21 protein-coding genes are annotated in these 24,740 nt (G+C 73.8%); 9 read left to right on the forward strand and 12 right to left on the reverse strand.

Going from position 1 to position 24,740, the window contains the following annotated elements:
* The first annotated feature begins 200 nt into the window (after positions 1-200).
* Positions 201-977 carry a DUF6544 family protein gene (locus CXR44_RS09020; RefSeq protein WP_144069908.1) on the forward strand — a complete coding sequence of 259 codons (777 nt, stop codon included), beginning with the start codon at positions 201-203 and terminating at the stop codon, positions 975-977.
* A gap of 27 nt (positions 978-1,004) precedes the next feature.
* Here the strand turns inward: CXR44_RS09020 and CXR44_RS09025 are convergent, their stop codons facing one another.
* Positions 1,005-3,989 carry a pyridoxamine 5'-phosphate oxidase family protein gene (locus tag CXR44_RS09025; protein ID WP_101784541.1) on the reverse strand — a complete coding sequence of 995 codons (2,985 nt, stop codon included), beginning with the start codon at positions 3,987-3,989 and terminating at the stop codon, positions 1,005-1,007.
* Positions 3,986-4,735 (reverse strand): HAD family hydrolase, encoded by a 750-nt coding sequence (locus tag CXR44_RS09030; protein ID WP_101784543.1) that lies wholly within the window; start codon positions 4,733-4,735, stop codon positions 3,986-3,988. The genes CXR44_RS09025 and CXR44_RS09030 overlap by 4 nt, the downstream gene beginning before the upstream one ends.
* 132 nt (positions 4,736-4,867) lie before the next feature.
* Between CXR44_RS09030 and CXR44_RS09035 the strand changes: the two genes are divergently transcribed.
* Positions 4,868-5,518 carry a CBS domain-containing protein gene (locus tag CXR44_RS09035; RefSeq protein ID WP_101784545.1) on the forward strand — a complete coding sequence of 217 codons (651 nt, stop codon included), beginning with the start codon at positions 4,868-4,870 and terminating at the stop codon, positions 5,516-5,518.
* 67 nt (positions 5,519-5,585) lie between these two features.
* On the opposite strand, the gene CXR44_RS09040 is transcribed toward CXR44_RS09035, so the two are convergent.
* From CXR44_RS09040 to CXR44_RS09050, 3 genes are all read right to left on the reverse strand, one after another.
* A complete protein-coding gene (locus CXR44_RS09040) occupies positions 5,586-6,194 on the reverse strand; it encodes a CBS domain-containing protein (protein ID WP_180903260.1) in 609 nt (202 codons plus the stop codon).
* A 212-nt stretch (positions 6,195-6,406) separates the two neighbouring features.
* Entirely contained in the window at positions 6,407-9,118 is a 2,712-nt protein-coding gene (locus CXR44_RS09045) for a bifunctional acetate--CoA ligase family protein/GNAT family N-acetyltransferase (protein ID WP_101785322.1), read from the reverse strand.
* The gene (locus CXR44_RS09050; protein WP_101784549.1) at positions 9,111-10,148 is read right to left on the reverse strand and encodes an Acg family FMN-binding oxidoreductase; all 1,038 of its coding nucleotides are present in this window, start codon (positions 10,146-10,148) and stop codon (positions 9,111-9,113) included. Before CXR44_RS09050 ends, CXR44_RS09045 begins: the two co-directional genes overlap by 8 nt.
* A gap of 226 nt (positions 10,149-10,374) precedes the next feature.
* On the opposite strand from CXR44_RS09050, the gene CXR44_RS09055 reads away from it, so the two are divergent.
* The 4 genes from CXR44_RS09055 (at position 10,375) to CXR44_RS09070 (ending at position 15,606) form a co-directional block, all read left to right on the forward strand.
* Complete coding sequence (locus CXR44_RS09055; RefSeq protein WP_101784551.1) at positions 10,375-11,751, forward strand: cytochrome ubiquinol oxidase subunit I; 1,377 nt, start codon at positions 10,375-10,377, stop codon at positions 11,749-11,751.
* Positions 11,752-11,776: 25 nt separating this feature from the next.
* On the forward strand, positions 11,777-12,742 hold the full coding sequence (gene cydB, locus CXR44_RS09060) for a cytochrome d ubiquinol oxidase subunit II (protein WP_101784553.1): 966 nt from the start codon (positions 11,777-11,779) through the stop codon (positions 12,740-12,742).
* A gap of 81 nt (positions 12,743-12,823) precedes the next feature.
* Positions 12,824-13,810, forward strand: coding sequence for an Acg family FMN-binding oxidoreductase (locus tag CXR44_RS09065; protein ID WP_101784555.1), 987 nt, complete (start codon positions 12,824-12,826; stop codon positions 13,808-13,810).
* Between the two features lie 107 nt (positions 13,811-13,917).
* Positions 13,918-15,606 (forward strand): sensor histidine kinase, encoded by a 1,689-nt coding sequence (locus tag CXR44_RS09070; RefSeq protein WP_101784557.1) that lies wholly within the window; start codon positions 13,918-13,920, stop codon positions 15,604-15,606.
* On the opposite strand, the gene CXR44_RS09075 is transcribed toward CXR44_RS09070, so the two are convergent.
* A complete protein-coding gene (locus CXR44_RS09075) occupies positions 15,554-16,003 on the reverse strand; it encodes a pyridoxamine 5'-phosphate oxidase family protein (protein WP_101784559.1) in 450 nt (149 codons plus the stop codon). The genes CXR44_RS09070 and CXR44_RS09075 overlap by 53 nt on opposite strands.
* A gap of 51 nt (positions 16,004-16,054) precedes the next feature.
* Positions 16,055-16,696: a response regulator transcription factor gene (locus CXR44_RS09080; protein ID WP_101784561.1), complete on the reverse strand. Its 642-nt coding sequence runs from the start codon at positions 16,694-16,696 to the stop codon at positions 16,055-16,057.
* A gap of 146 nt (positions 16,697-16,842) precedes the next feature.
* Here CXR44_RS09080 and CXR44_RS09085 point away from each other — a divergent pair, with 146 nt between their 5' ends.
* Both CXR44_RS09085 and CXR44_RS09090 read left to right on the forward strand, forming a co-directional pair.
* On the forward strand, positions 16,843-17,682 hold the full coding sequence (locus CXR44_RS09085; RefSeq protein ID WP_101784564.1) for a universal stress protein: 840 nt from the start codon (positions 16,843-16,845) through the stop codon (positions 17,680-17,682).
* 68 nt (positions 17,683-17,750) lie between these two features.
* The gene (locus tag CXR44_RS09090; protein WP_101784566.1) at positions 17,751-18,581 is read left to right on the forward strand and encodes an SAM-dependent methyltransferase; all 831 of its coding nucleotides are present in this window, start codon (positions 17,751-17,753) and stop codon (positions 18,579-18,581) included.
* Between the two features lie 45 nt (positions 18,582-18,626).
* On the opposite strand, the gene CXR44_RS09095 is transcribed toward CXR44_RS09090, so the two are convergent.
* Positions 18,627-19,832 (reverse strand): hypothetical protein, encoded by a 1,206-nt coding sequence (locus CXR44_RS09095; RefSeq protein WP_101784568.1) that lies wholly within the window; start codon positions 19,830-19,832, stop codon positions 18,627-18,629.
* A gap of 183 nt (positions 19,833-20,015) precedes the next feature.
* Between CXR44_RS09095 and CXR44_RS09100 the strand changes: the two genes are divergently transcribed.
* Positions 20,016-20,456, forward strand: a complete 441-nt coding sequence (locus tag CXR44_RS09100; RefSeq protein WP_101784570.1) for a DUF4383 domain-containing protein — start codon at positions 20,016-20,018, stop codon at positions 20,454-20,456.
* On the opposite strand, the gene CXR44_RS09105 is transcribed toward CXR44_RS09100, so the two are convergent.
* The 4 genes from CXR44_RS09105 to CXR44_RS40735 form a co-directional block, all read right to left on the reverse strand.
* Positions 20,446-21,621 carry a glycosyltransferase family 2 protein gene (locus CXR44_RS09105; RefSeq protein ID WP_245899002.1) on the reverse strand — a complete coding sequence of 392 codons (1,176 nt, stop codon included), beginning with the start codon at positions 21,619-21,621 and terminating at the stop codon, positions 20,446-20,448. The two genes, CXR44_RS09100 and CXR44_RS09105, sit on opposite strands and share 11 nt — an antisense overlap.
* Complete coding sequence (locus tag CXR44_RS09110) at positions 21,618-22,808, reverse strand: iron-containing redox enzyme family protein (RefSeq protein WP_245899004.1); 1,191 nt, start codon at positions 22,806-22,808, stop codon at positions 21,618-21,620. The genes CXR44_RS09105 and CXR44_RS09110 overlap by 4 nt, the downstream gene beginning before the upstream one ends.
* Positions 22,808-23,551, reverse strand: coding sequence for a class I SAM-dependent DNA methyltransferase (locus tag CXR44_RS09115; RefSeq protein WP_101784572.1), 744 nt, complete (start codon positions 23,549-23,551; stop codon positions 22,808-22,810). Before CXR44_RS09115 ends, CXR44_RS09110 begins: the two co-directional genes overlap by 1 nt.
* A 283-nt stretch (positions 23,552-23,834) precedes the next feature.
* Positions 23,835-24,740 carry a CAP domain-containing protein gene (locus CXR44_RS40735; protein WP_144069909.1) on the reverse strand — a complete coding sequence of 302 codons (906 nt, stop codon included), beginning with the start codon at positions 24,738-24,740 and terminating at the stop codon, positions 23,835-23,837.

Genomic DNA, 24,740 nt, shown 5'->3' on the forward strand with positions numbered 1-24,740 from the left:
CCCTCACGCCGGGACGGGGACGGGCCGGGGCGGGTTCCGGCAGGGTCGATGGTCCTGGGCGGGACGGGACCTCGTCCTCTGGGAGCCGCCCGTGCCCCGGTGTGTGCTGGAAGTGAGGCGCCGGACCTGCGGTGACCCGCCGCGGGCCGCGGCACGGCGCGACCGGCGGCCACCGGCCGCGGCTCGGGATGGAGGCTCCCATGACCGTCATCGTCGCCCCGCCGCACCTCACGGACGCCGCCCGCGGCGACTGGGAGGTCCTGCAGACCCCCACCCCGGCCGCGCCCCGCTTCGACCCGGCCCAGGCGGAGCTGCTCCCCGAACCCGCCCGCCGCTGGGTCCTGCACGCCGTCGCGCCCGGCACGCCGCTGCTGCGCGCGGTGGTGCTCGACCTGCGGGGGACGATCCGGCTGGGCGGATGGCGCTCGTTCCGCGCCGCGCAGGCGTTGCTGCCGATGGCCGGGTACGTCTGGGCCGCCACCGCCCGGCTGGGCCCGGTGACGGTACGCGGGTTCGACCGCTACCGGGACGGGACGGGGGAGATGCGCTGGCGGCTGCTCGACGTCCTGCCCGTCATGTCCGGCAGCGGCCCCGACATCGCCCGCAGCGCCGCCGGCCGGCTGGCCGCGGAGTTCGTGCTGGCGCCCGCCGCCGCCCTGGACCCGCGTGTCCAGTGGAAGGCGCTCGGCGACCACCAGGCGGTGGCCCGGCTCCCGGTGGGGGAGGAGGAGCACGAGGTGACGCTCACCGTAGCCCCCGACGGCCGGCTGGAGGCCGTCACCCTGCCCCGCTGGGGCGACCCGTCGGGCGACGGCCGGTTCGGCGTGCACCCGTTCGGGGTGGAGTGCGGCCGTGAGGCCTGCTTCGACGGGTTCACGATCCCGGCGGAGCTGCGCGGTGGCTGGTGGCCCGGCGGCGACCGGTGGGCGGACGGCGAGTTCATCCGCTGCACCGTCGAGCACGCCCGCTACCGCTGAACCCCCCGGGCGGCGTGGCGGGCGGGATCAGAGCCCTCGGATGCGGCGGCCGGTGATCTGGTGGGGGACGAGGCGGATGTACAGCTCGCGCTCGCCGCCCGCCCACGGTGAGACGCCCGCGCCGCTCACCTGCCGCAGCTCCTCCGGCGGCACGTGGTGCGCGGGCCCCTGCACGAGGACGCTCCAGCCCTCCCGCCGGGCCTCGTCGATCTGGTCCACCTCGAAACCGATCTTGATCTCGACGCCCTCCAGCCCCGTGCGCAGGCTCTGGTCCATGGGCCCGCCGTAGGCGGTGCGGAAGACGATCGCGCCCTCGTGCAGCTTGTAGTTGACCGGCAGCACGGTCGGCCCCTGCGGACCGCCGAATGCCACCCGCCCGATGCCGCCGGGCGCGATGAGGCGCAGGCACTCCTCAGGCCGCAGCGCCTGCAGCTGGGGACCCGCCTGGGCGGGGCCCACGCCCGGCGGCCGGTCCACGCCGCCGCCGAGCAGGTCCTCCACAGTGATCTGGAGGGCGTCGGCCAGGCGGCTCAGGGCGCTGGTGCCGATGGTGTCGGGATGCTCCTCCAGGTACTTGACGTACCCGGGCGCCATGGCGGCGCGCTCGGCGAGCTGTTCGCGGGTCAGGCCGAGCCGTTCGCGGTGGTGGATGATGCGACGTCCGAGGTCGCCGGTGGACATGGTCGTCCCCCCTTGCTGGCTGGCGAAGGTGCGGCGGGCGCCGCGCGCGAGCGTGACGCCGTTGACGCGGGTCTTCTCGTGGTCCGCGTCGATGAAGTAACGGATGCCGCGGAACCGGATCGGCAGGGAGAGGGGGGACAGCTCGTCGGGCAGCAGCGGATCGAGGTGGAGCCCGTCACGGCGCAGGTGCAGCCCCAGGTAGCAGCGCTGGATCAGGTCGAGGGTGCCGCCCATGGCGCCTAGGTGGACGCCCTCGGCGGTGGTGCCGCCCTGCACGTCCTCGATGTCGCTGGCCAGCGCCTCGGCGAAGAACGTCCACGAGCGCGCCCGGTCCGACCGGGTGAGGACCCAGGCGTGCACCACGGCGCTGAGCGTGGAGCCGTGGCTCGTGCGGTCGAGGTAGTAGTGGATCGTCCGGGGGATCAGCTCCGGCCCGGCGGGGTAGCCGAGCCGGTGCAGCAGGCCCAGCAGCTCGTCCGCGCTCAGCAGGTAGAAGAGCATGAGCGTGTCGGCCTGCTTCGACGCCTTGTAGCGGTTGACGTCGTCGCCCTCCGCCTCCAGCACCCGGTCCAGGCGGCGCACCCCCCGGTACCTGTCCCAGTCGAGCTCCGCCAGCCCGGCGTAGCCGCCGAACTGGCTGATCACGCCGTCGTGGAAGTCGACCCGCATCCGCCGGGTGATGTCGAGCCAGCGTTCCGGCTCGCCCTCCGCCACCGGCAGCTCCGGGTGGAGCTCCAGGGTGTCGAGGGCGCGCAGCAGCAGCCACACGGTCATGACGTTGGTGTAGGCGTTGTTGGCCAGGCCTGGGGCGGCGGCTCCGGGAAGGTTCTCGTGATACTCGTCGGGGCCCATCACGCCGTGGATCTCGTACCGTCCCGACTCCTCGTACGGCACCGCCAGCGACGCGAAGAACCGCGCGACGTCGACGAGCAGCTCGGCGCACCACGCCGGCATCGACCCGGTCGCCAGGTGGTGCTGCCACGCGTTGTAGGCGATGGCCAGCCCCACGTGCCGCTGCAGGTGCGAGCGGTCCGGCAGCCAGCGGCCCGACAGCGGGTTCAGGTGCAGCGTCTGCGTCTCCTCGCGGCCGTCGCTGCCGCTCTGCCAGGGGAACATCGCCCCGTCGAACCCGGCCGCCCGTGCCGCCGCCCTCGCCTCCGGCAGCCGCCGCCAGCGGTAGCGCAGCAGGCCGTTCGAGATCTCGGGGAAGCGCAGGTTCAGCCAGGGCAGCACGAACAGCTCGTCCCAGAACACGTGCCCCCGGTACGCCTCGCCGTGCAGCCCGCGGGCGGGCACTCCCGCGTCCAGGTCGGCCGTGTGCGGCGACAGCGTCTGCAGCAGGTGGAAGACGTGCAGATGGACGGCCTGGGCGATCTGCGCGCCGTCCACGTCCAGCCGGCCCCGGTCCCACAGCCGCCGCCAGGCCGCCACGTGCCGTGCCAGCAGCGTGTCGAAGCCGGGCGCCAGCCGCGCCGCCCGCAGCGCCGCCGAGCACGGGTCGTGGATCGCCGGGTCACGGGACGTCACCAGCGCGACGATCTTCGTCAGCGTCGCGGGCGTCCCCTCCGCCAGGTCGAGCACGTGCTCGGCGGTGATCAGGTCAGGTTCGCGGGTCACCTCCGGCGCCCGCGCGCCGTGGTCGGTGCGGGCGGCCAGCGCGACCGTGATGCCGGAGGACCGGGTGACGGCGCTCAGCCAGGCGAGGTCGCCGGCCGTGCCCGTGTCGTGGCCGGTCAGATGGTCGCCGCGCAGGTCGTGGTAGCGGGCCACACCGTGGTTGACGACCCTGCCGTCGAGGGCCGCCCGCACGCGCAGCGGCCCGGACCAGTTCTCCGCGACGAACACGGTCTCCATGGCGGCCAGCAGCGGGTCGGCCATGGACACGAGACGGCACTGCCGCACGCGCGTGACGCGGCCCTCCCCGTCCCGCCAGCGCAGCGACCTGACCAGCAACCCGCGCCGCATGTCCAGCTCGTGCCGGTACTCCAGCAGGCGGGCCCGCTCCGGGCTGAACCACTCGCCGCCGGCCGTGGCGAACGTCAGCGGCAGCCAGTCGGGCAGGTTGACCAGATCCTCGTTGGTCACCGTCCGGCCGGCGACCGTGGACTCCAGACGGTCGTAGCAGCCGGCGGCGTACGTGCCGGGCGTCCGCGCGCCGCCGTCGGGTGTGGCGCCGCGCGTGGCGAAGCGACCGTTGCCCAGGGTGCACAGCGCCTCCCGCAGCCCCTCGCACGCGGGGTCGTACCCGTCGTAGCGAAGCGTCCACGGGTCGGCGGCCACCTCGTGGCACGGCGTCTCGTACGGCGTGGCGGACGCGTCGCGCGTGGTCATGGAGGGCTCACGGGTACGCGGCCCGTGACGGGCAGCTCCGCCAGGTCGGCCACGACGACGTCGGCACCGCGGGCGAGCATCTCCGCCGCCTGCGCGCCCGACCGGTCCACCCCGACGACCAGCCCGAACCCGCCCCGGCGGCCGGCCTCCACCCCCGGCAGCGCGTCCTCGACGACCGCCGCGTCCCCGGCCGGCACCCCGAGCCGGCGCGCCGCCTCCAGGAACAGCGCCGGGTCCGGCTTGCCCGGCAGCCCCAGCCGGGCGGCGTCGACGCCGTCGACCAGCACGTCGAACAGGTGCAGCACCCCGGCCGACGCCACCACGGCACGGCAGTGCCTGCTCGCCGACACCACCGCCGTCCGGCAGCCGCGCCGCCGCAGCTCGTGCAGCAGCGCCACGGTCGACGGGAACGCCGCCACGCCGTGCCGGCGGATCTCCTCGACGAACAGCGCGTCCTTGGCCCGCCCGAGACCGTGCACGCTCGGCGCCCCCGGCTCGTCGTCCGGCCCGCCCTCCGGCACGGTGATGCCGCGCGCGGCCAGGAACGTCCGGACCCCGTCCAGGCGGGGCCGTCCGTCCACGTGGCGCAGGTAGTCGGCGCGCACGTCGAACGGCGCCGAGCGCCCGCGCAGGAACCCGTCGAACACGTGCTTCCACGCCGCGGCGTGCACCCGCGCCGTGTCGGTGACCACGCCGTCGGTGTCGAAGACGACGGCGCCGACCATGCCGAGATCAATGACGGTCATGCGACGACGCTACCCACAGGCCGCGGCGCCAGACATGACCGCGGGACCTTGGACCCGCAGGTCCGGGACGTTGGGCCGCTGCCGCGCGACGCGGCGGTGGGGGAGCGTGGTGAGCGAAGGGGGGAGGACGCCATGGCAATCGAAGTCAAGGACGTCATGGGGCGGGTCGCCATCGCCGTGTCCGAGGACGCGCCGTTCACCGAGATCGTCGCCGCGATGCGGCGCTACGCCGTCGGGGCCGTCACCGTGATCGACGCCGAACGGCGCCCGGTGGGCGTGGTCTCCGAGGCGGATCTCCTGCTCAAGGAGAGCGACCCGGTACGGCACAGCGTGTCGATGTTCGAGTCTCGCCGGCAGCGGCAGGACCACCGCAAGGCGGCGGGCGTGACGGCGGCCCAGCTCATGACCTCGCCGGCCATCACGGTCAACCCGGCGACGCCGGTCCGCGCCGCGGCGCGCACGATGCACGAGCAGCGCGTCAAGCAGCTCCCCGTCGTGGACCCGGTCACCGGGCGGATCGTCGGCACCCTGCACCAGAGGGACGTGCTCAGGGTCTTCACCCGCCCCGCCGCCGAGCTGATGGCCGACATCCGCGCCCAGCTCCCGGACGCGCGGGCGCTCAGCATCGAGATCGACCGGGGCGTCGTGACCCTGCGCGGCACGGTGGAGACGAGGTCGCAGGCCATCGCGATGACGGAGCGGCTCCGCTCGCTCGAGGGCGTCGTGGACGTCGTCGCCGACCTGACCTGCACCCGTGAGGACATCGTCGCCCCACCCCTGTGACGCCGCGCCCCGCCTCCCCACCCGGGCCTCCACGCGCCGTCACGCACGGCGACAGGACGGCCGCCGGTCACGGCAGGAGGCGGACGCGGACGATGCCGGGCACCGTACGGGTCAGGAGGCCGGCGATCCGGTCGGCGTGCTCGTCGCGCGGCGCGCCGGGCGCTCTGCGCAGCTCCGCCACCCCTTCGCTGACCGTGACCTCCCACCCGCCGCCGGCGAGGTGGTGCTCGCGCAGCGCGGCGACGACGGCCTCGCGCAGCTCCTCGTCGGGCCTGGCGAGCATCGCGACGAGGTCGCGACGGCTCAGGATGCCCACCACCTTCTCGCCCTCCAGGACGGGGAGGCTCTTGAGGCGCTTGCCGACCATGAGGTCGATCGCCGTGGCCGCGTCGGTGACGGGCGTCACCGTCACCACGGCATGGGTCATCACCTGCCACACCTGGCGCGGCGGCGGCTCGGCCGACGGCGCCGGGGGGCGCGCCGACGCGCGCGGGTCCGGCTCGAACTCGCCGCGCAGCAGGTCGATCTCGCTCACCATGCCGGCCAGGCGGCCGGAGTCGTCGAGGACGGGCGCGGCGGTGACGTCGTGGGCGTACAGCACCCGGATCGCCCGCCGCACCGGGTCGGCCCGGTGGACGGTGACGGGCGGGCTGCTCATGACCTCGCGGACCAGCATGGCATCCGGCCTCTCTCCCGGCGGCTCCCACCGAACTCCTGGCCGGGTGTCTTCCATCATCCTTCCTCGGGCGCGGCGTGAGACCTCGGGTACCACCTTGTATGGTGCCCGACGTACCGCCGTCCGGTCGTGGGAGGGGCGGGTGAGGACGCGCCAGGGGTTGATCCGCCCCCGCGGTTAGGGGCGCACCCAAGTCCCCGATCGCCGGCCGGTCAGCGGAGCCGGCGCAGCAGCGGCGACGGTTGCGGGTCGCAGGGGGTGACCCTGATCCGGACGTCCACCGTGACGGCGGCGTCGGTGGTGACGATCACCGGGTTGAGATCCAGCTCGGCCACCTCCGGCAGGTCCTCCAGCAGCCTGCCGATCCGGACCACCTGCTCCGCCAGCGCCGGCACGGCGGCGGGCGCCGCGCCGCGGTAGCCGTACAGCAGGGGCGAGCAGCGCAGCTCGCGGATCATCTCGACCGCCTCGTCGGTGGTGAGCGGCGGCACCCGGAACGACTGGTCGGCCAGCAGCTCGGCCGTCACCCCGCCCATCCCCACCATGACGAGCGGCCCGAACGCCGGGTAGTTGACGCCGCCCACGATGATCTCCACCCCGGGGGGCAGCATGCGCTGGACGGTCGCGCCGGTCATCTCGGGGCCGATCCGCTCGGCCATCTCCTCGTACGCCCGGCGTACCTCCTCCGGGCTGCCCAGCCCGAGGCGTACCCCGCCCACGTCGCTCTTGTGCACCGGGCCGATCGCCTTGACCACGGCGGGCAGTCCCATCCGGGCGGCGGCCTCGGCGGCGGCGTCGGCGCCGGTCACCTCGGCCGACTCGGCGAGGTCGACCCCGTAGCAGGCCAGCAGGCGGCCCGCGGCGGCGGGCGGCAGCCAGCCGCCCCCGGGCCGGGCGGTCAGCTCCGCGCGGACGATCTCCCGCGCGGCCGCCCGCACCTCGGTCGCCGACGCGGTGTCCGCCAGGGCGGTGGCTGCCGTCGTGGAGACGGTCGCCGGCACCCCGCCGGCCACCGTCTTCACGCCGGCGGACGCCCCGGCGGAGCGGGCGCGCCATTCGGCGTAGCGGACGGCCTGGGCGAGCGCCTCGACGGCCTGCTCGGGGTAGGCGTAGCTGGGGACGCGGCCGTCGATCAGCCCGTCGTGGCCGGTGACGCACGCGAGCACCGGCTTGTCGGCGTCCCGGGTGGCGGCGGCGACGGCCCGGCGCGTCTCCGCCAGCCCCGACCCGAACGGCGGGGTGTAGACGACGAGCACCGCGTCCACCTCGTCGGCGACGGCCAGCGCCGACACCGCCGCGCCGATCTCGTCGGCGAGCGCGTCGGCCGTCAGGTCCACCGGGTTGCCGACGGCGGCGGCCGAGCGGGCCCGCACCAGACCGTCGGGCAGCTCGGGCACCACGAGGCCGTGCCGCTCGCAGGCGTCGGCGGCCATCGCCTCGGGTCCGCCCGAGTTGCCGACGATCGCGACCCGGCGGCCGCGCGGCAGCGGCTGCGCGGCCAGCAGGCGGGCGGTGTCGATCAGCTCGTGCACGCTGTCGAGCCGAATCACCCCGGCGGCGCGGACGAGCGCGTCCACGGCCACGTCGGGGGTGGCGGCCGCCGCGGTGTGGGAGCGCACCGCCCGGTCGCCGGCGCCCGACCTGCCGCTCTTGACGAGCAGCACCGGCTTGCGCGCGGTGACGCGCCGCGCGATGCGGGCGAACTTGCGCGGGTTGCCGAAGGACTCCAGGTAGAGGGCGATGACGTCGGTGTCCTCGTCGTCCTCCCAGTACTCCAGCAGGTCGTTGCCGCTGACGTCGGCCTTGTTCCCGACGGACACGAAGGACGACACGTCGAGCCGTTCCAGCAGCGCCGCGCCGACGGCGCCCGACTGCGACATCAGCGCGACCCGGCCGCGGGCGGGGGCGTGCGGCAGGAAGCTGGCGTTCAGCCTGGCCGCGGTGTTGACGACGCCCAGGCAGTTGGGGCCGACCAGGCGCATCCCGGCGGAGCGGCAGACGCGCAGCAGCTCGCCCTCGGCGTCGCGCCGGCCCGCCTCGGCGAACCCCGACGTCACCACGACCAGGCCGGCGACGTGCGCGGCGGCGCAGTCACGGGCCACCTCCAGCACGTGCTCCGGCGGCACCGCGACCACCGCGAGGTCCACCTCGCCCGGCACCTCGGCCATGGCGGGGTAGCAGGTGAGCCCCGCGACCTGGTCGGCCTTGGGGTTGACCGGATGGAGCGGCCCGGCGAAGCCGCCGTCGAGGAGGTTGCGCAGGACCCGGTGGCCGACGCCGCCCGGATCGCGGCCGGCGCCGATGACCGCCACGGACCGGGGCGCGAGCACGCGGGTCAGCGAGGCGCGGCCCGCCACGTGGTCCCGGGCCTCCACGACGGCCTGCAGCTCCGGCGTCGGGCTGGAGTCCAGGTCGACGCGGACCGTGCCGTCGCCGGTGTGGCGGGCCGTGACGAGCCCGAGGTCCCGCAACACCCGGATCATGGTCTGGTTCTCCGGCAGCACGTCGGCGACGAGGTCGCGCACGCCGTTCGCCGCCGCGTCGATCGCGACGTGCTCCAGCAGCAGCGTGCCGAGGCCGTTGCCCTGCACCGCGTCGTCCAGGAGGATCGCGAGGTCGGCGGTGTCCCGCCGCCCGTCCCCGTCACGGCCGTCGTCGTCACCGGTGGCCGGGATGTACTCGGCGACGGCCACGAGCTCCTCGCGCACGGTGGCCACCAGCGCGTGCCCGCGGTAGCCGGCGCCGGTGATCTCGTCCATGTAGGCGTGCGCGGTGTTGCGCCCGCCGGTGAAGAACCTGAGGTACGCCGACCGTACCGACGAGCGGTCCACCAGCGCGTGCAGGGCTTCGCGGTCGGTGGGCCGCAGCGGCCGCACGTGGGCGATGCCGCCGTCGCGCAGCAGGACGTCGTAACCGTCAGACACGCGCGGTCTCCAGCTCGGCGGCGGGGCGGCGCGGCGCACGGGCGACGAACGGCCCGTAGCCGAGCCTGATGATCATCTGCACGTGGCCGCGCCGATGGTGGGGGTCCCTGCGGTGGCGCATGTCCCGCAGGTCGAGGGGCTGGTTGAGGAACGACGCCGACACCCCGTGCCGGGCGGCCGTGAGCAGCACGCGTTGCAGCGCCTGCCCGGCGCGCAGCCAGTCGAGCGGCCGGTCACCCTGCGTGGTCAGCACCGCGAGCTGCGGCCGCGGCTCGAACCTGGCCCGGCCGGTGCGCTGCCCGAAGTCGCGCACCGGGGCGAGGTCGCCCGCCGGGCGCGGGCCGCGCACGTGCGCGGGGATGCCGTCGGCGTGGGCGCCCGGCATCGTCCAGGCGGCCAGCTCGGCCCGGTAGTCGGCGTCGTGCGAGAGCTCCTCCTCGGCGAGCGCCGCGAACTCCAGGGTGTCGGCCGTGGCGTGCCGGTCGAGCGGCAGCAGGTTGGCCCCCTCTCTGGAGGCGGCGATGCGCAGCTCGGCCAGCACCGCCGGCGGCACCCGCCGGTCCTCGAACGGCTCGCGGTTGGTGCGGCGCGTCCAGATCAGGTCGTACAGCTCGCGGTGCCGGCCGGTGGCCGGGCGCCTGTCGCCCAGGCGCACGGTCGCCAGCAGGCCCGGGTCGAGCTCCGGGTCGGGCAGCAGCCACACGGCCGGGCGCAGCCCCGCCGCGCAGACCGCGAGCCGCAGGTTGAACAGGGCCGCGCCGCAGCTCACGTGCTGCGAACGGCCGCGCGGGTCGCTGACCCGCAGCCGCCGGTCGGGATCCGCCAGCAACTCCACGAACTCGCGCCGCACGACCGCGAAGCGCCACGGCTGGGTGTTGAGCGCCGACGGCGCCTGGCCCGCCGCGACGAGCAGCCTGCGCACGCCCAGCTCCGAGGCGAGCGGATGCGCGTACGCGGTGACGCGGGCGGGGCGGGCGGCGTGCTGGCCGGTGTGCTGGCCGATGTGCTGGGCGGCCGGGGGAGTGGACATGACGCACCTCCTGCCGCAGAGCCTTTCGCGGACCCCCGGGCCCCGGCAGAGCCGGACGGCCCTGCCGGCAGGTGCCGAAAGTCCCACGCCAGGACACCCCCGGCACGCCGTGGTGGCGCAGGTCACGGGCCTGCCGGCCACGGACGTCGGGTTGGGACCAAGGTCCCGCCGCACGCGTGACGGGCGACCCTACGGATGGCCCGTGACCTGGCCGATCCTTGCTGCCATGGATGTCCTCGACCTCTCCCGCTGGCAGTTCGGCATCACGACCGTCTACCACTTCCTCTTCGTTCCCCTGACGATCGGCCTGTCGATCCTCGTGGCCGGGCTGCAGACCGCCTGGCACCGCACCGGGAAGCCCGAATACCTGAAGCTGACCAAGTTCTTCGGGAAGCTCTTCCTGATCAACTTCGCGATGGGCGTGGTGACGGGCATCGTGCAGGAGTTCCAGTTCGGGATGAACTGGAGCGCCTACTCGCGCTTCGTGGGCGACGTGTTCGGGGCGCCGCTGGCCATGGAGGGGCTCATCGCGTTCTTCCTGGAGTCCACGTTCCTCGGCCTGTGGATCTTCGGGTGGGACAAGCTGTCGCCGCGCCTGCACCTGGCCACGATCTGGCTGGCCGCCATCGGCACCAACATCTCCGCCTACTTCATCCTCGCGGCCAACTCGTGGATGCAGCACCCGGTCGGCTACCGGATCAACAACGGCAGGGCCGAGCTCACCGACATCTGGGCCGTGCTCACCAACTCCACCACCCTCGTCACCTTCCCCCACGTGATCTTCGGCGCGTTCCTCACCGCCGCCGCGTTCGTGCTGGGCATCAGCGCCTGGTTCATGCTGCGCAGGCGCGAGGAGGGCACGTTCCGGATCTCCGCCCGGCTCGCGCTGGTCGTCGCCCTGGTCTCCGCCGTCGGCGTGTCGTTCTCCGGCCACTGGCAGGCGCAGATCATGACGGAGCAGCAGCCGATGAAGATGGCCGCCGCCGAGGCGCTGTGGGAGGACGAGCGGTCGGCCGGCTTCTCGCTGTTCGCCATCGGCGACGTCGAGAACGGGCGCAACCACGTCAACCTGCAGATCCCGTACGGCCTGAGCCTGCTGTCCACCAACACCCTGGACGGCGAGGTCGAGGGCATCAACGACATCCAGGAACGCTACGAGGCGCTCTACGGCCCCGGCGACTACCGGCCGGTCGTCGGCCTGGCCTACTGGTCGTTCCGCCTCATGATCGGGTTCGGGGCGCTGTCGGCGCTGCTCGCGCTGGCCGGGCTCTGGCTGACCAGGCGCGGCAGGCTGCCCGCGGGCCGGTGGTTCCACCGGCTGGCCATCGCGGGCATCGCCCTGCCGTTCCTGGCCAACAGCCTCGGCTGGATCTTCACCGAGATGGGCCGCCAGCCGTGGACCGTCTTCGGCCTGATGCGCACCGCCGCCGCCGTCTCCCCGAACGCGGACGTCCCCTCCGTGGCCATCACCCTCGTCGGCTTCACCCTCGTCTACGCGGTGCTCGCGATCATCGAGGTGCGGCTGCTGCTCAAGTACATCCGGATCGGGCCACAGGAGGACCGGCCCGAGGCCGAGCCGGCCGTCCCTCTCCTGTCCTACTGACCGCCCGCCCTGACCGAGGACTGCCATGGAACTCACCACCGTCTGGTTCATCCTGATCGCCGTCCTGTGGACCGGCTACTTCGTCCTGGAGGGATTCGACTTCGGGGTCGGCATCCTGCTGCCGTTCCTGTCCCGTGACGACACCGAGCGGCGCGCCGTGGTGCGCACCATCGGCCCGGTGTGGGACGGCAACGAGGTGTGGCTGCTGGTGGCCGGCGGCGCCACGTTCGCCGCGTTCCCCGAGTGGTACGCCACCCTGTTCAGCGGCTTCTACCTGCCCCTGTTCCTCATCCTGCTCGCGCTCATCATGCGCGGCGTGGCGCTGGAGTACCGCGGCAAGAGCGACAGCACCCGAGGCTGGGACCGCGCCTTCTTCTGGGGCTCCCTCGTGCCGGCCCTGCTGTGGGGCGTCGCGTTCGCCAACATCGTCGCCGGTGTCCCGCTGGACGCCGACCACGAGTACACCGGCACCCTGTTCACCCTGCTGACCCCGTACGCGCTGCTCGGCGGGCTGGCCACGCTGCTGCTGTTCACCCAGCACGGCGCCGTGTTCCTGGCGCTGCGCACCACCGGCGAGCTCAGGGGGCGCGCGGTCCGCGCGGCGCGCCTGCTCGCCCCCGCGACGATGCTCGTGGTGACCGCCTTCCTCCTGCTCGCCAGGTCCGGCGCGCTGTCCTGGGCCGCGGTGGGCGTGGCCTTCGCCGGCATGCTCGGCGCGCTGCTCGCCACCGTCTCGGGACGCGACGGGTGGGCGTTCACGGCCAGCGCGGTGGCCATCGTCGGGTTCGCCGCCGCCCTGTTCACCAGCCTGTGGCCGAACGTGATGCCGGCCCTCGACCCCGCCAACAGCCTGACCGTCACCAACGCCGCCTCCAACCCGTACACGCTCACCGTGATGACGTGGGTGGCCGGCATCTTCACGCCGGTGGTCCTCGGCTACCAGGCGTGGACGTACTGGGTCTTCCGCCGCCGCGTCACCGGGACCGTGTGACCCGGCCGGGCGGGACCTTCGGCCCTGCCCGGCCCCGGCGGCCCGTGATGGGCTGGAGTCGACACCACAGGAGGTGCTGCGATGATCACCAGGACGACGCAGGACAGGGATCGCGCCATCCACAGCGCGCTGGAGGCCGCCCGGTGGGCGCCGTCGGTGCACAACACGCAGCCGTGGTCGTTCGCCGTCTCGGGCGGCGAGATCAGCCTGCGCGCCGACGTGGAGCGCAAGCTCCGGATGGGCGACCCGTCCGGCCGCGAACTGCTGATCAGCTGCGGCGCCGCCCTGTTCACCATCCGCACCGCGCTGCGCTGCGAGGGGTTCGAGCCGATCGTGCGGGTGCTGCCCGACCCCGACCGGCCGTCCCTGGTGGCCACGATCTCTCCGGGCGAGGCGGTCGACGCCGACGAGCACACCCGCGCCCTCGGCCAGCAGATCGAGCGGCGCCGCACCCACCGGGCCGGTTTCACCGACCTGCCCGTGCCGGAGCGCCTGGTCGACGCCCTGACGCGGGAGGCGCGCGCGGAGGGCGCGAAGCTCACGCCGGTCGGCTCGCCCGAGGCGGTGGAGATCGTCGCCGCGCTCACCCGCGCGGCCCAGGCGGCCCAGTCGGCGGACCGGGTGCTCACCCTGGAGGTCATCCGCTGGGCCCGCCCGCCGGGCAGCACGCGGACGGACGGCGTCCCCGCCGACGCCTACCCCCGTTCGGCGCCGCACACCGACCCGTACTTCGCGCAGCGTGACTACGCCTGGCGGCACGAGTGGGGCGCCGAGGGCGGCCAGGAGCAGACCACCGCGACGGGCGTGGTCGCCCTGCTGACGACGCGCGGCGACACCCGTGAGGAGTGGATCGCCGCCGGTCAGGCGCTCCAGCGCGTCCTGCTGGACGCCTGCGCCCACGGCGTCAGCGCCGCCTTCCACACCCAGGCGCTGGAGATGTACCACCTGCGCGAGTTCCTCCGCCAGGAGGTGTGCGGCCACGAGTACCCGCAGATGATCATGCGGCTGGGCATCACGTTCGACGACGGCCACAGCGTCCGGCGCTCCTTGCCGGAGGTGCTCGGCTGAGCCCGGCGGCCCCTCCCGTCCGGGGTGCCGGGCTGAGCCCGGCGGCCCCTCCCGCGCCCACCCCGCCCGAGGTGGGCGTCGCCGTGCGGTGATGCGACACTGATCGTATGACGCAAGGTGACCACAGCCCGCTCATGCCCACGATGCGGCTCGACGAGTTGCTGGCGGAGCTCCAGATCCGGCTCAACGCCGTGCTGGCGACCCGTGACCGGGTGCACGCGTTGATGGAGGCCGTCGTCTCCGTCGGCAGCGACCTCGACCTGGAGACCGTGCTGCGGCGCATCGTGGAGACGGCGACGAAGCTCGTGGACGCCAGTTACGGCGCGTTGGGCGTGGTCGGCCAGGAGCACACCCTCCTGCAGTTCATCCCGGTGGGGCTGAGCGAGGAGGAGATCGCCCGTATCGAGCACTGGCCGCACGGCCTGGGACTGCTCGGGCTCCTGATCAAGGACGCCCGGCCGCTGCGGCTCGGCCGCATCGCCGACCACCCCGAGTCCTACGGGTTCCCGCCGGGTCACCCGCCCATGGGCACGTTCCTCGGCGTGCCGGTGCGCGTGCGCGACGAGGTGTTCGGCAACCTCTACCTCACCGAGAAGCGTGGCGGCGGCGAGTTCGACGAGGAGGACGAGGCCATCGTCATCGCGCTGGCCACCGCGGCCGGCGTCGCCATCGAGAACGCCCGCCTGTACGAGGAGTCGCGCCGCCGCGAGACCTGGCTGCAGGCCTCCTCCGAGGTCACCACCAGCCTGCTGTCCGGCGCCGACCGCAGCGGGGTGCTGGCCATGATGGCCGGCCGCGCCCGCCAGATGAGCGACGCCGACCTGGTGCAGATCCTGCTGCCGGACCCCGCCGGCGGCAGCCTGTCGGTGGAGTTCGTGGAGGGGGAGCTGTCCGACGACGTGGCGGGCCTGACCTTCGAGCTGGCCGCCAGCACCGCCGGCGAGGTGTACACCAGCGGCCGGCCGGTGGCGGCCGGAGACCTGCTCGACTCCGAGTCCCCGCTGCGCGGGATGGGCTTCGGGCCCGAGCTGCTCATGCCGATCGGCTCCGGCGAGACCGTACGCGGCGTGCTCGCCCTGGCCAAGCGGTCCGGCCGGCTGCCGTTCAGCGCTTCCGACCTGCGCATGCTGGAGGCGTTCGCCGGCCAGGCGGCGGTCGCGCTGGAGCTCGCCGAGGCGCGCCGGCACGCCGAACGGCTGACCCTGCTGGAGGACCGCGACCGCATCGCCAAGGACCTGCACGACGTGGTCATCCAGCGGCTGTTCGCCACCGCCATGACGCTCATGAGCACGGTCCGGCTGGTCGAGCGGCCGGAGGCGTCCAGCCGGCTGCAGCACGCCATCGACGAGCTGGACGAGACGATCCGGCAGATCCGGTCCACCATCTTCGCGCTGCAGTCGGTGCCCGACGAGCACGCGCCCAGCCTGCGGGCCAGGGTCGTCGAGCTGGTCGAGGCGTCGCGCGGCCATCTCGGCTTCATGCCGGGCCTGCGGATGGAGGGCCAGCTCGACAACCGGGTGCCGGAGGAGGTCGCCGAGCACCTGCTGGCGGTGCTGCGCGAGGCGCTGTCCAACGTGGTGCGCCACGCCAAGGCGTCCAAGGCCGAGGTGTCGGTGGAGGTGCAGGGCGAGACGCTGACACTCGTCGTCCGCGACGACGGCGTCGGCCTGCCGGAGCAGGGCCGCCGCAGCGGGCTGCGCAACATGGAGGAACGGGCGACCAGCCTGGGCGGCTCCTTCGAGATCAGCTCTCCGGAATCTGGGGGAGCCGCACTCCGCTGGAGCGTGCCGATCTGATCTGGCGGCCGGTCACCTGCTCGACGTCCACCACGATGTAGTGGTCGCGCTCGCCGGGAGCCCACGCGGTCAGCGGCAGTTCCGAGAGCCGCCGGATCTCCTCGGGGTCGTGCACGGCCCTCGCGTGGCCGACGGCGGTCACCGACCAGCCGGTGCGCTCCTCCGGGTCGAACTCGTCGACCTCGAAGGCCACGACCGCGTGCCGGGTCGCGGCGGCGAGCTTGGAGCCGGCCGCGGTCCGGATGACGACGCTCTCGCCGTCGAGCCGGAACGTGACCGGCTGCACGGCGGGCAGGGCGCGATCGGTGAACACGATCCGCCCGATCGGCGTGGAAGACAGCAGCCGCAGGCACTCCTCACGGGAAAGGACCTGCAGTCCGGACGAATCGATGGGCATGTCTCCAGGATCACCGGTGGGCGGGGTGGATCCTTAGGGACGAAGGTCACATCATTCGCGCCGGTCGGCCCGCAGCCGGGCGGACAGAGCCGCGGCCTGGGTGCGGCGCTGCATGTTGAGCTTGGCCAGCAGGTTGGAGACGTAGTTCTTGACCGTCTTCTCGGCGAGGAACAACCGCTCGCCGATCTGCCGGTTGGTCATGCCCTCGCCGATCAGGTCGAGGATGTGGCGCTCCTGCTGCGACAGAGCCGCCAGCGGGTCCTTCTGGGCGGCCTGGTCGCGCAGCCGCTGCAGCATCGCCGCGGTGGTCTGGGGGTCGAGCAGCGACTGCCCGGAGGCGACGGTGCGGACCGCGCCGACCAGGTCGGAGCCGTGGATCTGCTTGAGCACGTAGCCGGACGCGCCGGCCATGACCGCGTCGAACAGGGCGTCGTCGTCGGCGAAGGAGGTGAGCATGAGGCAGGCCAGCCCCGGCAGCCGCGAGCGGACCTCACGGCACACGTCGACGCCGTTGCCGTCGGGCAGGCGCACGTCGAGCACCGCCACGTCCGGCTTCAGCGCCGGGATGCGGGCGATCGCCGACTCGGCGGTGCCGGCCTCGCCGACCACCTCGATGTCGTCCTCGGAGCCGAGCAGGGCAGCCACACCCCGTCGCACGACCTCATGATCATCGACGAGGAAGACACGAATCATGCCCCAGACGTTAGCGGACGTCCGACTGTGCCGGGTAGGGACGCAGACCATCCGGGCGCGGCGTGGGGGTCACCGTCAGGGGGACCTTGGTGAATGGCCACTGTCGGGGCCGGACATGATGTCATCGAAGCTACCAAGGAGGAACCATGATCGTTGTCGGTGTGGACGGCTCCCGGGCCGGGCTGGAGGCGGCCGGCTGGGCCGCCGGGGAGGCGGCGATGCGCCGGGCGCCGCTGCGGGTGGTCCACGCGCTGCCCGAGTGGGCGTGCAAGGAGAGCACCGGCCGCTACGCGGAGGTCGGCCGGTGGATGCGCGAGGGCGGCATGACCGTGCTCGCCTCCGCCGAGAGCCGGGCGCGCCGCGAGCAGCCCGAGGTCACCGTCGAGACCGCCCTGCTGCCCGGTGACCCCCGTGCCGCGCTCATCGAGGCGTCCAGGGACGCCGAGCTGGTGGTGATCGGCGACCACGGGCTGGGCGGGGTGCGTGGCATGCTCGTCGGATCGGTGGCCTACGGCGTGGCCGGGCACGCCGAGAGCGACGTCGTGCTGGTCCGCGAGGTGCCCGCCACGCCGCGCGGCGAGGTGGTGGCCGGTGTCGACGGGGCCCCCACGACCGCCCGTGTGCTCGACTTCGCCTTCCGCGAGGCCGAGCTGCGCGGACTGGCGCTGCGGGCCGTGCACGCCTGGTCCCTGCCGCAGGCAGCCGGGTTCCTGTCGCCCGCCGACGGCGGCGAGCGGGACGAGGTGCTCCTGCTGAAGGAGCGGCTCGCGGCGCACCGCGAACGCCACCCCGGGGTCGAGGTCATCGAGGAGGTCGTGCACGGCCACCCCGTCGCCGTGCTCCGGCAGGCCGCCGCCGGAGCGGCGCTGCTCGTCGTCGGCTCGCACGGCTACGGCACCCTCAAGGGGATGGTCCTCGGCTCGGTGAGCCAGGCCATGGTCCACCACGCCCCGTGCCCGCTGGCGGTGGTCAGGAGAGAGCGCTGAGCGCGCGTGCGGTGATCGCCGGACCGGTAGGATGACGGTTCTGCGGCATTGACGAAGGAGACGGCCCGATGTCCGACCTGGAGCGCGTGCCTCCCGGCGTGAACCCCACCGTGCCGAGCTCCGCCCGCGTCTACGACTACCTGCTCGGCGGCAAGGACAACCTCGCGGTGGACCGCGCCGTCGCCGACAGGCTCCTCGCCGTCGCGCCGGACACCCGGCTCGTCGCCCGGGCCAACCGCCTGTTCCTGACCCGGGCCGTGCGCCATCTGGCCCGGCAGGGCATCCGGCAGTTCCTCGACCTCGGCACCGGCATCCCCACCTCGCCCAGCGTGCACGAGGTCGCCCGCGAGGTGAGCCCCGCCTGCCGGGTCGTCTACGTCGACTACGACGCCGTCGTCACCATGCACGCCCGGGTGCTGCTGGGCGACGCGCCCGGGGTCGAGAGCATCCAGGCCGACCTGCGCCGGCCCGACCTCGTCCTGGACAACCCGCACGTCACCGGGCTGATCGACTTCGACCAGCCGGTGGCCGTGCTCATGGTCGGCTGCCTGCACTTCGTGACCGACGAGGAGGACCCCGGCGGCATCGTGGCGGCGTTCCGCAAGTGGATGGCGCCGGGCAGCCACCTGGCCCTCTCCCACGTCATGACCGGGAGCAGCCCCGAGGCCATCGCCCAGCTCACGGCGGCGACCGCCGGCTCCCCCGCGCAGCCCACCTTTCGCACCCGCGAGCGGGTGCTCAGCCTGTTCGACGGGTTCGACCTGGTCGGGCCCGGCCTGGTGCCCGTCCACGAGTGGACGCTCGGCGACGCGGACGAGCCGTCGATCCCGCTGCTGGAGGGCACGCCGGCGCTGCTGGTCGAGGGCGGCGTGGGCCGCCTGCCCACGGGCGTGGCCTGACGACCCGCACCCCGGCGCGGGCGCGGGCCGCCGGCGGGGGAGCGATCAGTGGCGGTCGACGCGGAGGCTGCCCATCGGGTGGGGGCCCTCCGTCTCCAGCCGGTACTCCTCACCGGACTTGTGAACGTTGTCCGTGATGACCTGCTCGGAGGGCGCCTTCTCGCCGCCCATGAGCGCCTCCTGCATCCTCTCGAACCGCTCGTGGGCCTCCTGGACGTACCCGGTGCCCAGCGTGGTGTAGTCGATCTGGGTGGCGATCAGCTCGCGCAGGTAGCCCTTGTTCGGCTCGAAGGTGACCGGCGCCGGCAGCTCGGGTGCGAGGATCTGCTCGGGGTCACGGCCGTCGTGCCGCTTGAACAGCTCGGCCGCCAGCCGCAGGTGCTCCAGCTCCATGTTGAGGTGCAGCTCCCAGACGGCCTTCACCTTCGGGTCCGACTCGGTCTCCATGAACGAGTGGTACAGGTAGCACTCGTTGTACTCGTGGTTGAGCAGCATCTCCCACCAGCTCTCGCCCGGGTCGACCAGCGACTCGTAGTGGGTGACGTGCTCCTCCTCGATCAGCCCGATCTCCTGGTAGAGCTGGCGGGCGATGGGCTCCATGTAGGTGGGGCCGACGTTCATGTAGAAGTTCATGGTCTGCTGCTCGGCGGCCATGATTGTCAGCGCGTGCAGCTTCGAGATGGGCTGGGCGCCGCTCCTGTCGTACGGCTCACGCACGTTGTCGGCCGGGTGCCGGTGGTGCAGGTAGGTCGGACGGCCGGGCATGACCTCCGTCAGGTCGTCGACGATCTTCTCGGCCTTGCGGTGCTCGATCATCTCGTACAGGTTGGCGTACCGGTAGAGGTGGTCGAAGTCCTCCAGCACGCCGAACTGGTAGGCCTGCTTCAGGTACGGGTCCGGCTCCATCCGGGCGACCCAGGCGGTCAGGTCGACGGCCACCTGCTCGTAGGCGATGGTCGTCTCCAGCACCGACGCCAGGCCGGGCAGCAGCCAGTTGACGGCCTTCTGCTGCTGGGCCTCGATGTAGCGGACACCGGCGAGCTGCTGCTTGATCTCCAGGTCGGGGCAGTGGCGGGCGAGCTGGTGGCTGAACATGATCGCCTCGACCTCGATGCCGTTCATCGCGATGATGCGGCAGCGTGTGTACGGGTCCGCGTGGTCCGGGTCGATCGGCGTGACGTTGAGTTCCCGCCAGTTCCGCAGTTGCCTGTCGAGCGGGATGCCGCGCTCGCGCAGCGGGTTGAAGGTCATGTGCTCGTGCTCCCTCGAGCTTTCGACGGATCGGGCATGGCCCGGCCTACCCGAGGGGTGCCGCGGCAATCCGGAGCTGGGAGGAAGGCTCCTGACTCGCATGTCAAATGTTGTCAACGAGAGGGACTGTTCGGCTCGGGCGGGGGTAGCTGGACGGCCTCGAACACCCCTCAAGGAGGCTCCATGAACACCCCGAGAACCTCGGCACGTTCGCCGGTCCAGATGGCAGCACTCGTCGTCGGCGCGGTGTTCCTGCTGGTCGGCGTGCTCGGCTTCATCCCGGGCATCACCACCGGCTTCGGCGACATGTCCTTCGCCGGCCACAACTCCGACGCGATGCTCCTGGGCGTGTTCCAGGTCTCCATCCTGCACAACATCGTCCACCTGCTGTTCGGTGTGGCGGGCATCGTCATGGCGCGTACCTGGAGCGGCGCCCGGGCCTACCTCGTCGGAGGTGGCGTGATCTACCTGTTGCTGTGGATCTACGGCCTGCTCATCGACAAGGACAGCGCCGCCAACTTCGTGCCGGTGAACGCCGCCGACGACTGGCTGCACTTCCTGCTCGGCGTCGGCATGGTCGCCCTCGGCTTCCTGCTGTCCCGCCGCCGGGTGCTCACCAAGTGACGCGGTGACGCCGCACGGCCCGGCCGCCGGGACCGCCCGTCCCGGGCCGGGCCTCCGGCGTGACGGGACTGTCCGTCCCCGGCCGGATCTCCGGCGGCGTGACGGGACTGTCCGTCCCGGGCCGGGCCGCCGGCGGGCGCGCCCGCCGCACGGCGCGCGCGCGTAGCCACCGGCCGGAGTGCGCCGCGCGCCGCAGCCTGCGTCCCGCGTACGGGACGCCGCCGCGCAGTGCGGCCGCCAGCGCCAGCCAGCTGCACACGGCCCGCTCCAGCACCCATACCGGGGCGAACAGGCAGGCCGTCCACGGGAAGACGCGGCGGCCGCCGGCCCTGCGCCGCCCGGCCTCCGCCAGCGCGACGGTCAGCCCCGCGCCCGCCGCGAGCAGGCCGAACCTGCGCCGCGCCAGCGCCGCCGCCGAGGCGGGCAGCACCGCCAGGAACAGCGCCATCCGGGCCGGCTGGGCCAGGTCGTCGTAGGCCTGCCGGACCCGCTGCGACCAGAACCGGCCCGCCTCGGGCGGCAGCCGCCGCACGTACAGGCCGGCCGCGCGGCACTCGGTACCGCCGTGGGCGCGTACGGTGCGGATGAGCTCCAGGTTCTCGAACAGCACGTCGCCGTCGTAGCCGCCCATCCGCAGGAAGAACCCGCGCCGCACGCCGAACGTGCCGGGGTAGTCGCCGCCGAGGCCGCGGTTCAGCAGGGTGCGGGCGGTGTCCCAGCGGGCGTGCCAGGGGAGTGGTTCGAAGTAGTTCTGTGGCCTGACCAGGTGCGCCCTGTCGAGCAGCGCGCGCATCTCGGCCAGGGCCGGCCGGTCGTAGCGCACGTCGTCGTCGGCGATCACCACGTGGTCGGCGCGGGTCAGCCGCAGGCCCGTCGTCACGCCGTCCACCTTGCCGTTGGCGAAGCCGAGCGCGGCCGGGCGCACGTGCTCCACCAGGCCGCGCCAGCGGGCGGCGTGCCGCTCGAACACGTCGGCGGGACTGCCGTCGACCACGACCACGCGCGCCACGTGACGGGTCAGCCGGCGCAGGTACGCGGTCAGCTCCTCCACGTCGCCACCGCCGTCGTCCTCCCAGCGCAGCGGCAGCACATAGTCCAGGTCCAGCACGTCCGGGTCCGGGATGCTCGGGTCCGGGATGTTCGGGTCCGGCGGGGGTCGTGTCACGCGGACCTCGCCGCCAGGCTCGCCCGCGTCCCGCTCTCCTGCTCCAGGGAGCTGAGGCCGCGCCGCCAGCGGGACAGCACGTGCCCGGCCCAGAGGCGTTCGACCGCCAGGGCGCACGCGGCGCCGTACAGGATGTCACCCGTCAGCGACGGATCCTGGGCGGCGAGCCCCGCGCACAAGTCGTGCGCGGCCACCTGCTCGTGCACCGCGTCGGCCTGCACGTGCTCGTCGTAGAAGCGGGTGGCCACCCGGTCGCCGCCGAGCCGCCGCAGCCCGTCGCCGTAGCGGCGGTTCGGCGCCGACGAGGTCATCTCCAGGGCCGCCAGGTGCCCCGCCAGGGCGCCGCGCCATCGCCGGTGCAGCCCGAACAGGGACATGACGTTGGAGACGGCCAGCGTGATCCCGGGCACCCGGTCGAGGTAGGCGCCATAGGAGGCGTCCAGGCCCAGCCCGGTCATCGTGGCCGCGAACAGCTCGGCGTGCATGCGCTCCGCCCGGCCGCCGCCGTACTCGTCGGCCTGGATCTCGACCAGCGCCGCCTTCGGGCCGCCGCGCAGCCGGGGGATCGCCCACGTGTGCGGGTCGGCCTCCTTCAGGTGGTAGATCGAGCGGTGGACGACGAACTCGCGGAAGACGCCCAGGTCGGCCTCGCGCCGCAGATAGGCCGACAGCGACGGCCCGTCGTCCGCCGTCAGCTCCACCAGTGCCGCGCGCACCCCGGCGGGCGGCACCGCCGGTGGCCTCGGGACCAGTGCGGCCAGCGCGTCCTCCAGCCGCCGTTCCAGCGCGGCGCGGGTGGCCAGCAGCGAGGGTTCCCACTCCCAGCGGTCGTCCGCGTCGTCGAAGCCCTGGTAGTGCAGCTCGTAGCAGGCGAACAGGGCGAGCTGCAGGTCGCCGTCGGCCAGCTCGGAACGGGCGGACGGCGGCCCCGACCGGCCCCCGGAGGAGACGACGGCGGGCGGCGGTGCGGCCTCGGGCAGCTGAGCAGCCTCGGGCGGCGGTGCGGTTTCGTGGAGCGGGGCGGGTTCCGGGAGTGGGGCCGCCTCGGGTGGTAGGGCTGCCTCGGATGGCAGTGCGGCTTCGGGCGGCGGTGCGGCTTCGGGGCGCGGGGTGGGTTCGGGCGGTGGGCTGGAGAGGCGGGTGAAGAGTGCGGCGGTGATGGGGCCGCGCGGGCGGGGCAGACGCATCAGACCTCCTCCGGCAGCCGGTACACCGACACGTGCGCCCGGCTGGTGTCGTCGAACGGGGCGCCCGTCCAGCCGGCCCATCGGTGCTCCAGTGTCATCCCCGCCAGGCGGGCCATCAGGTCCAGCTCGGCCGGCCAGGCGTAGCGGTGGTTGGCGGGCAGCAGCCGCACCCCTTCGGCGGTCATCCTGACCCGCGTCGTGTACATCATCTGCCGCGCCGGCGACACCCGCGCCGCCTCCGCCGTGACCGCGTCCTCCGACATCGCCAGCAGCCGCAGCGCCTGGCCGTTCACGAAGGACGCCAGATCGGGCACCCATGCCTCCACGACGAACCTGCCCCCCGGCTCCAGGTGGTCCGCGGCGTTGCGGAAGCAGGCCACCTGCGCGTCCTGGGACGGCAACGCGAAGACGGTGTTCGTGGTGAGCGCCACCAGGGTGAACCTGCCGCCCACCCGGGTCGTCGCGAAGTCGCCGACGGCCACGGGGATGCGCTCGCCGCCCGGTTTGGCGCGCAGTATCCGCACCATCTCCGGCGAGCCGTCGATGCCCGCCACGGCCAGGCCCCGCTCCAGCAGCGGCAGCGCCAGCCGGCCGGTCCCGATGCCGAACTCCAGCACCGGCCCGCCGCACGCCAGGGCGTGCAACCGGTCCACGGCCGCCTCGGTGGGCAGGTCGCGGACCGTCGCGTCATAGATGTCGGCGATGCCCCGCCCGTAGGCGGAGGCGTCGAACGCAGGCGCCATACTTCCCCGTCCTCTGATGGGTGCAGGTCCTGCTGCCCGGCGTTGAACTGGGCAAACGCGCTGTGGAGGAGCGGGGGAAGGAGCCGCGTGCACCGCGGCGCCCCGTGACGGATGCTCGTCGGGGGGCGCCGCCTTCTTTCGGGCGCCCTGGGGGCCGGTCACCCGGCCCCCTGGGCACCCGGAGGCCGGGCGCCCAGGGGGCCGGTCTCCCGGAGGGCCGGCCCCGGAGGGCTGGTCGCGGAGGACCGGTCACCCGAGGGTCAGGGTCCCGGGGAGAGTTCCGCTAGCGGGCGGCGAAGTTCTGGGTCCAGTAGATCCGGCCCTGGGTGTTCTTCGCCGCGCCGACACCGATGACGGTGTACTTGCAGTTCATGATGTTGGCCCTGTGACCCGAGCTCTTCATCCAGGCGCTCACCACGGCCGCCGGGGTCGGCTGGCCCAGGGCGATGTTCTCGGCGAAGGCCGTGCCGCCCGTGAAGCCGGCGCCCCGGATCCGGTCCATGAAGGAGCGGCCGTCCTTGGACGTGTGGTTGAAGTAGTTCTGGGTCGCCATGTCCGAGGAGTGGCCGAAGGCGGCCTTGCGGAGCTGGGCGTCGTGCTTGAGCGGCTGGCAGCCACCCTTGGCCCGCTCGGCGTTCGTCAGCCGGACGACCTCGTTCTCCTCGGCGGTGCCGACCCCACCGGCGGGCGGCGTGCCGGGGGAGGTGGGGGTGGCGCTCGGCGCCGGGGTCGCCGGCGCGGTGGGGCTCGCCGTGGGGGTCGCGGTCGCCGTGGGGGTCGCGGTCGGCGTGGGGGTGGCGGTCGGCGTGCCCGCGGGGGAGCAGGACAGCCGGACCGCCTTGGACTTGGCGGACAGGCCGCGGTAGTCGGTCGCGGTGGCGTAGTAGACGCCGGGGGCGCACGGCAGGGTCATGGTCACCCGGCCGTCGCCGATGCGCTTGGCGCCGCTGCGGACCACCCGGTCAGGCCCGGCCACGGCGCGCATGAGGCGGACGCGGACGAGCGCGCGGTCGCCGCAGTCGAGCCGGTCGGCGGAGACCTGCAGCCGGCCGGTGGCGGCGACGGCGGGGGCGGCGACCGTCAGGCGGCATTCCGCCTGCGGAGCGGCCGCGGCGTGGGCGGTGGCGACGGGCGCGGACACGGCCGCCACGCTCACGAGGCACGCGAGTACCCCAAGGGGTCTACGCAT

This window comes from Nonomuraea indica, from assembly GCF_002850745.1.
GTDB lineage: Bacteria > Actinomycetota > Actinomycetes > Streptosporangiales > Streptosporangiaceae > Nonomuraea > Nonomuraea indica.

Bases quoted from the DNA above. Each gene is read 5' to 3' on its own strand.
- CXR44_RS09025 (WP_101784541.1), bottom strand. From the start codon at position 3,989: ATGACCACGCGCGACGCGTCCGCCACGCCGTACGAGACGCCGTGCCAC.
- CXR44_RS09115 (WP_101784572.1), bottom strand. From the start codon at position 23,551: ATGGCGCCTGCGTTCGACGCCTCCGCCTACGGGCGGGGCATCGCCGAC.
- CXR44_RS40735 (WP_144069909.1), bottom strand. From the start codon at position 24,740: ATGCGTAGACCCCTTGGGGTACTCGCGTGCCTCGTGAGCGTGGCGGCC.
- CXR44_RS09090 (WP_101784566.1), top strand. From the start codon at position 17,751: ATGTCCGACCTGGAGCGCGTGCCTCCCGGCGTGAACCCCACCGTGCCG.
- CXR44_RS09070 (WP_101784557.1), top strand. From the start codon at position 13,918: ATGACGCAAGGTGACCACAGCCCGCTCATGCCCACGATGCGGCTCGAC.
- CXR44_RS09085 (WP_101784564.1), top strand. From the start codon at position 16,843: ATGATCGTTGTCGGTGTGGACGGCTCCCGGGCCGGGCTGGAGGCGGCC.
- CXR44_RS09020 (WP_144069908.1), top strand. From the start codon at position 201: ATGACCGTCATCGTCGCCCCGCCGCACCTCACGGACGCCGCCCGCGGC.
- CXR44_RS09055 (WP_101784551.1), top strand. From the start codon at position 10,375: ATGGATGTCCTCGACCTCTCCCGCTGGCAGTTCGGCATCACGACCGTC.
- CXR44_RS09110 (WP_245899004.1), bottom strand. From the start codon at position 22,808: ATGCGTCTGCCCCGCCCGCGCGGCCCCATCACCGCCGCACTCTTCACC.
- CXR44_RS09080 (WP_101784561.1), bottom strand. From the start codon at position 16,696: ATGATTCGTGTCTTCCTCGTCGATGATCATGAGGTCGTGCGACGGGGT.
- CXR44_RS09100 (WP_101784570.1), top strand. From the start codon at position 20,016: ATGAACACCCCGAGAACCTCGGCACGTTCGCCGGTCCAGATGGCAGCA.
- CXR44_RS09050 (WP_101784549.1), bottom strand. From the start codon at position 10,148: ATGTCCACTCCCCCGGCCGCCCAGCACATCGGCCAGCACACCGGCCAG.
- CXR44_RS09075 (WP_101784559.1), bottom strand. From the start codon at position 16,003: ATGCCCATCGATTCGTCCGGACTGCAGGTCCTTTCCCGTGAGGAGTGC.
- CXR44_RS09040 (WP_180903260.1), bottom strand. From the start codon at position 6,194: ATGCTGGTCCGCGAGGTCATGAGCAGCCCGCCCGTCACCGTCCACCGG.
- cydB (WP_101784553.1), top strand. From the start codon at position 11,777: ATGGAACTCACCACCGTCTGGTTCATCCTGATCGCCGTCCTGTGGACC.
- CXR44_RS09030 (WP_101784543.1), bottom strand. From the start codon at position 4,735: ATGACCGTCATTGATCTCGGCATGGTCGGCGCCGTCGTCTTCGACACC.
- CXR44_RS09035 (WP_101784545.1), top strand. From the start codon at position 4,868: ATGGCAATCGAAGTCAAGGACGTCATGGGGCGGGTCGCCATCGCCGTG.
- CXR44_RS09065 (WP_101784555.1), top strand. From the start codon at position 12,824: ATGATCACCAGGACGACGCAGGACAGGGATCGCGCCATCCACAGCGCG.
- CXR44_RS09095 (WP_101784568.1), bottom strand. From the start codon at position 19,832: ATGACCTTCAACCCGCTGCGCGAGCGCGGCATCCCGCTCGACAGGCAA.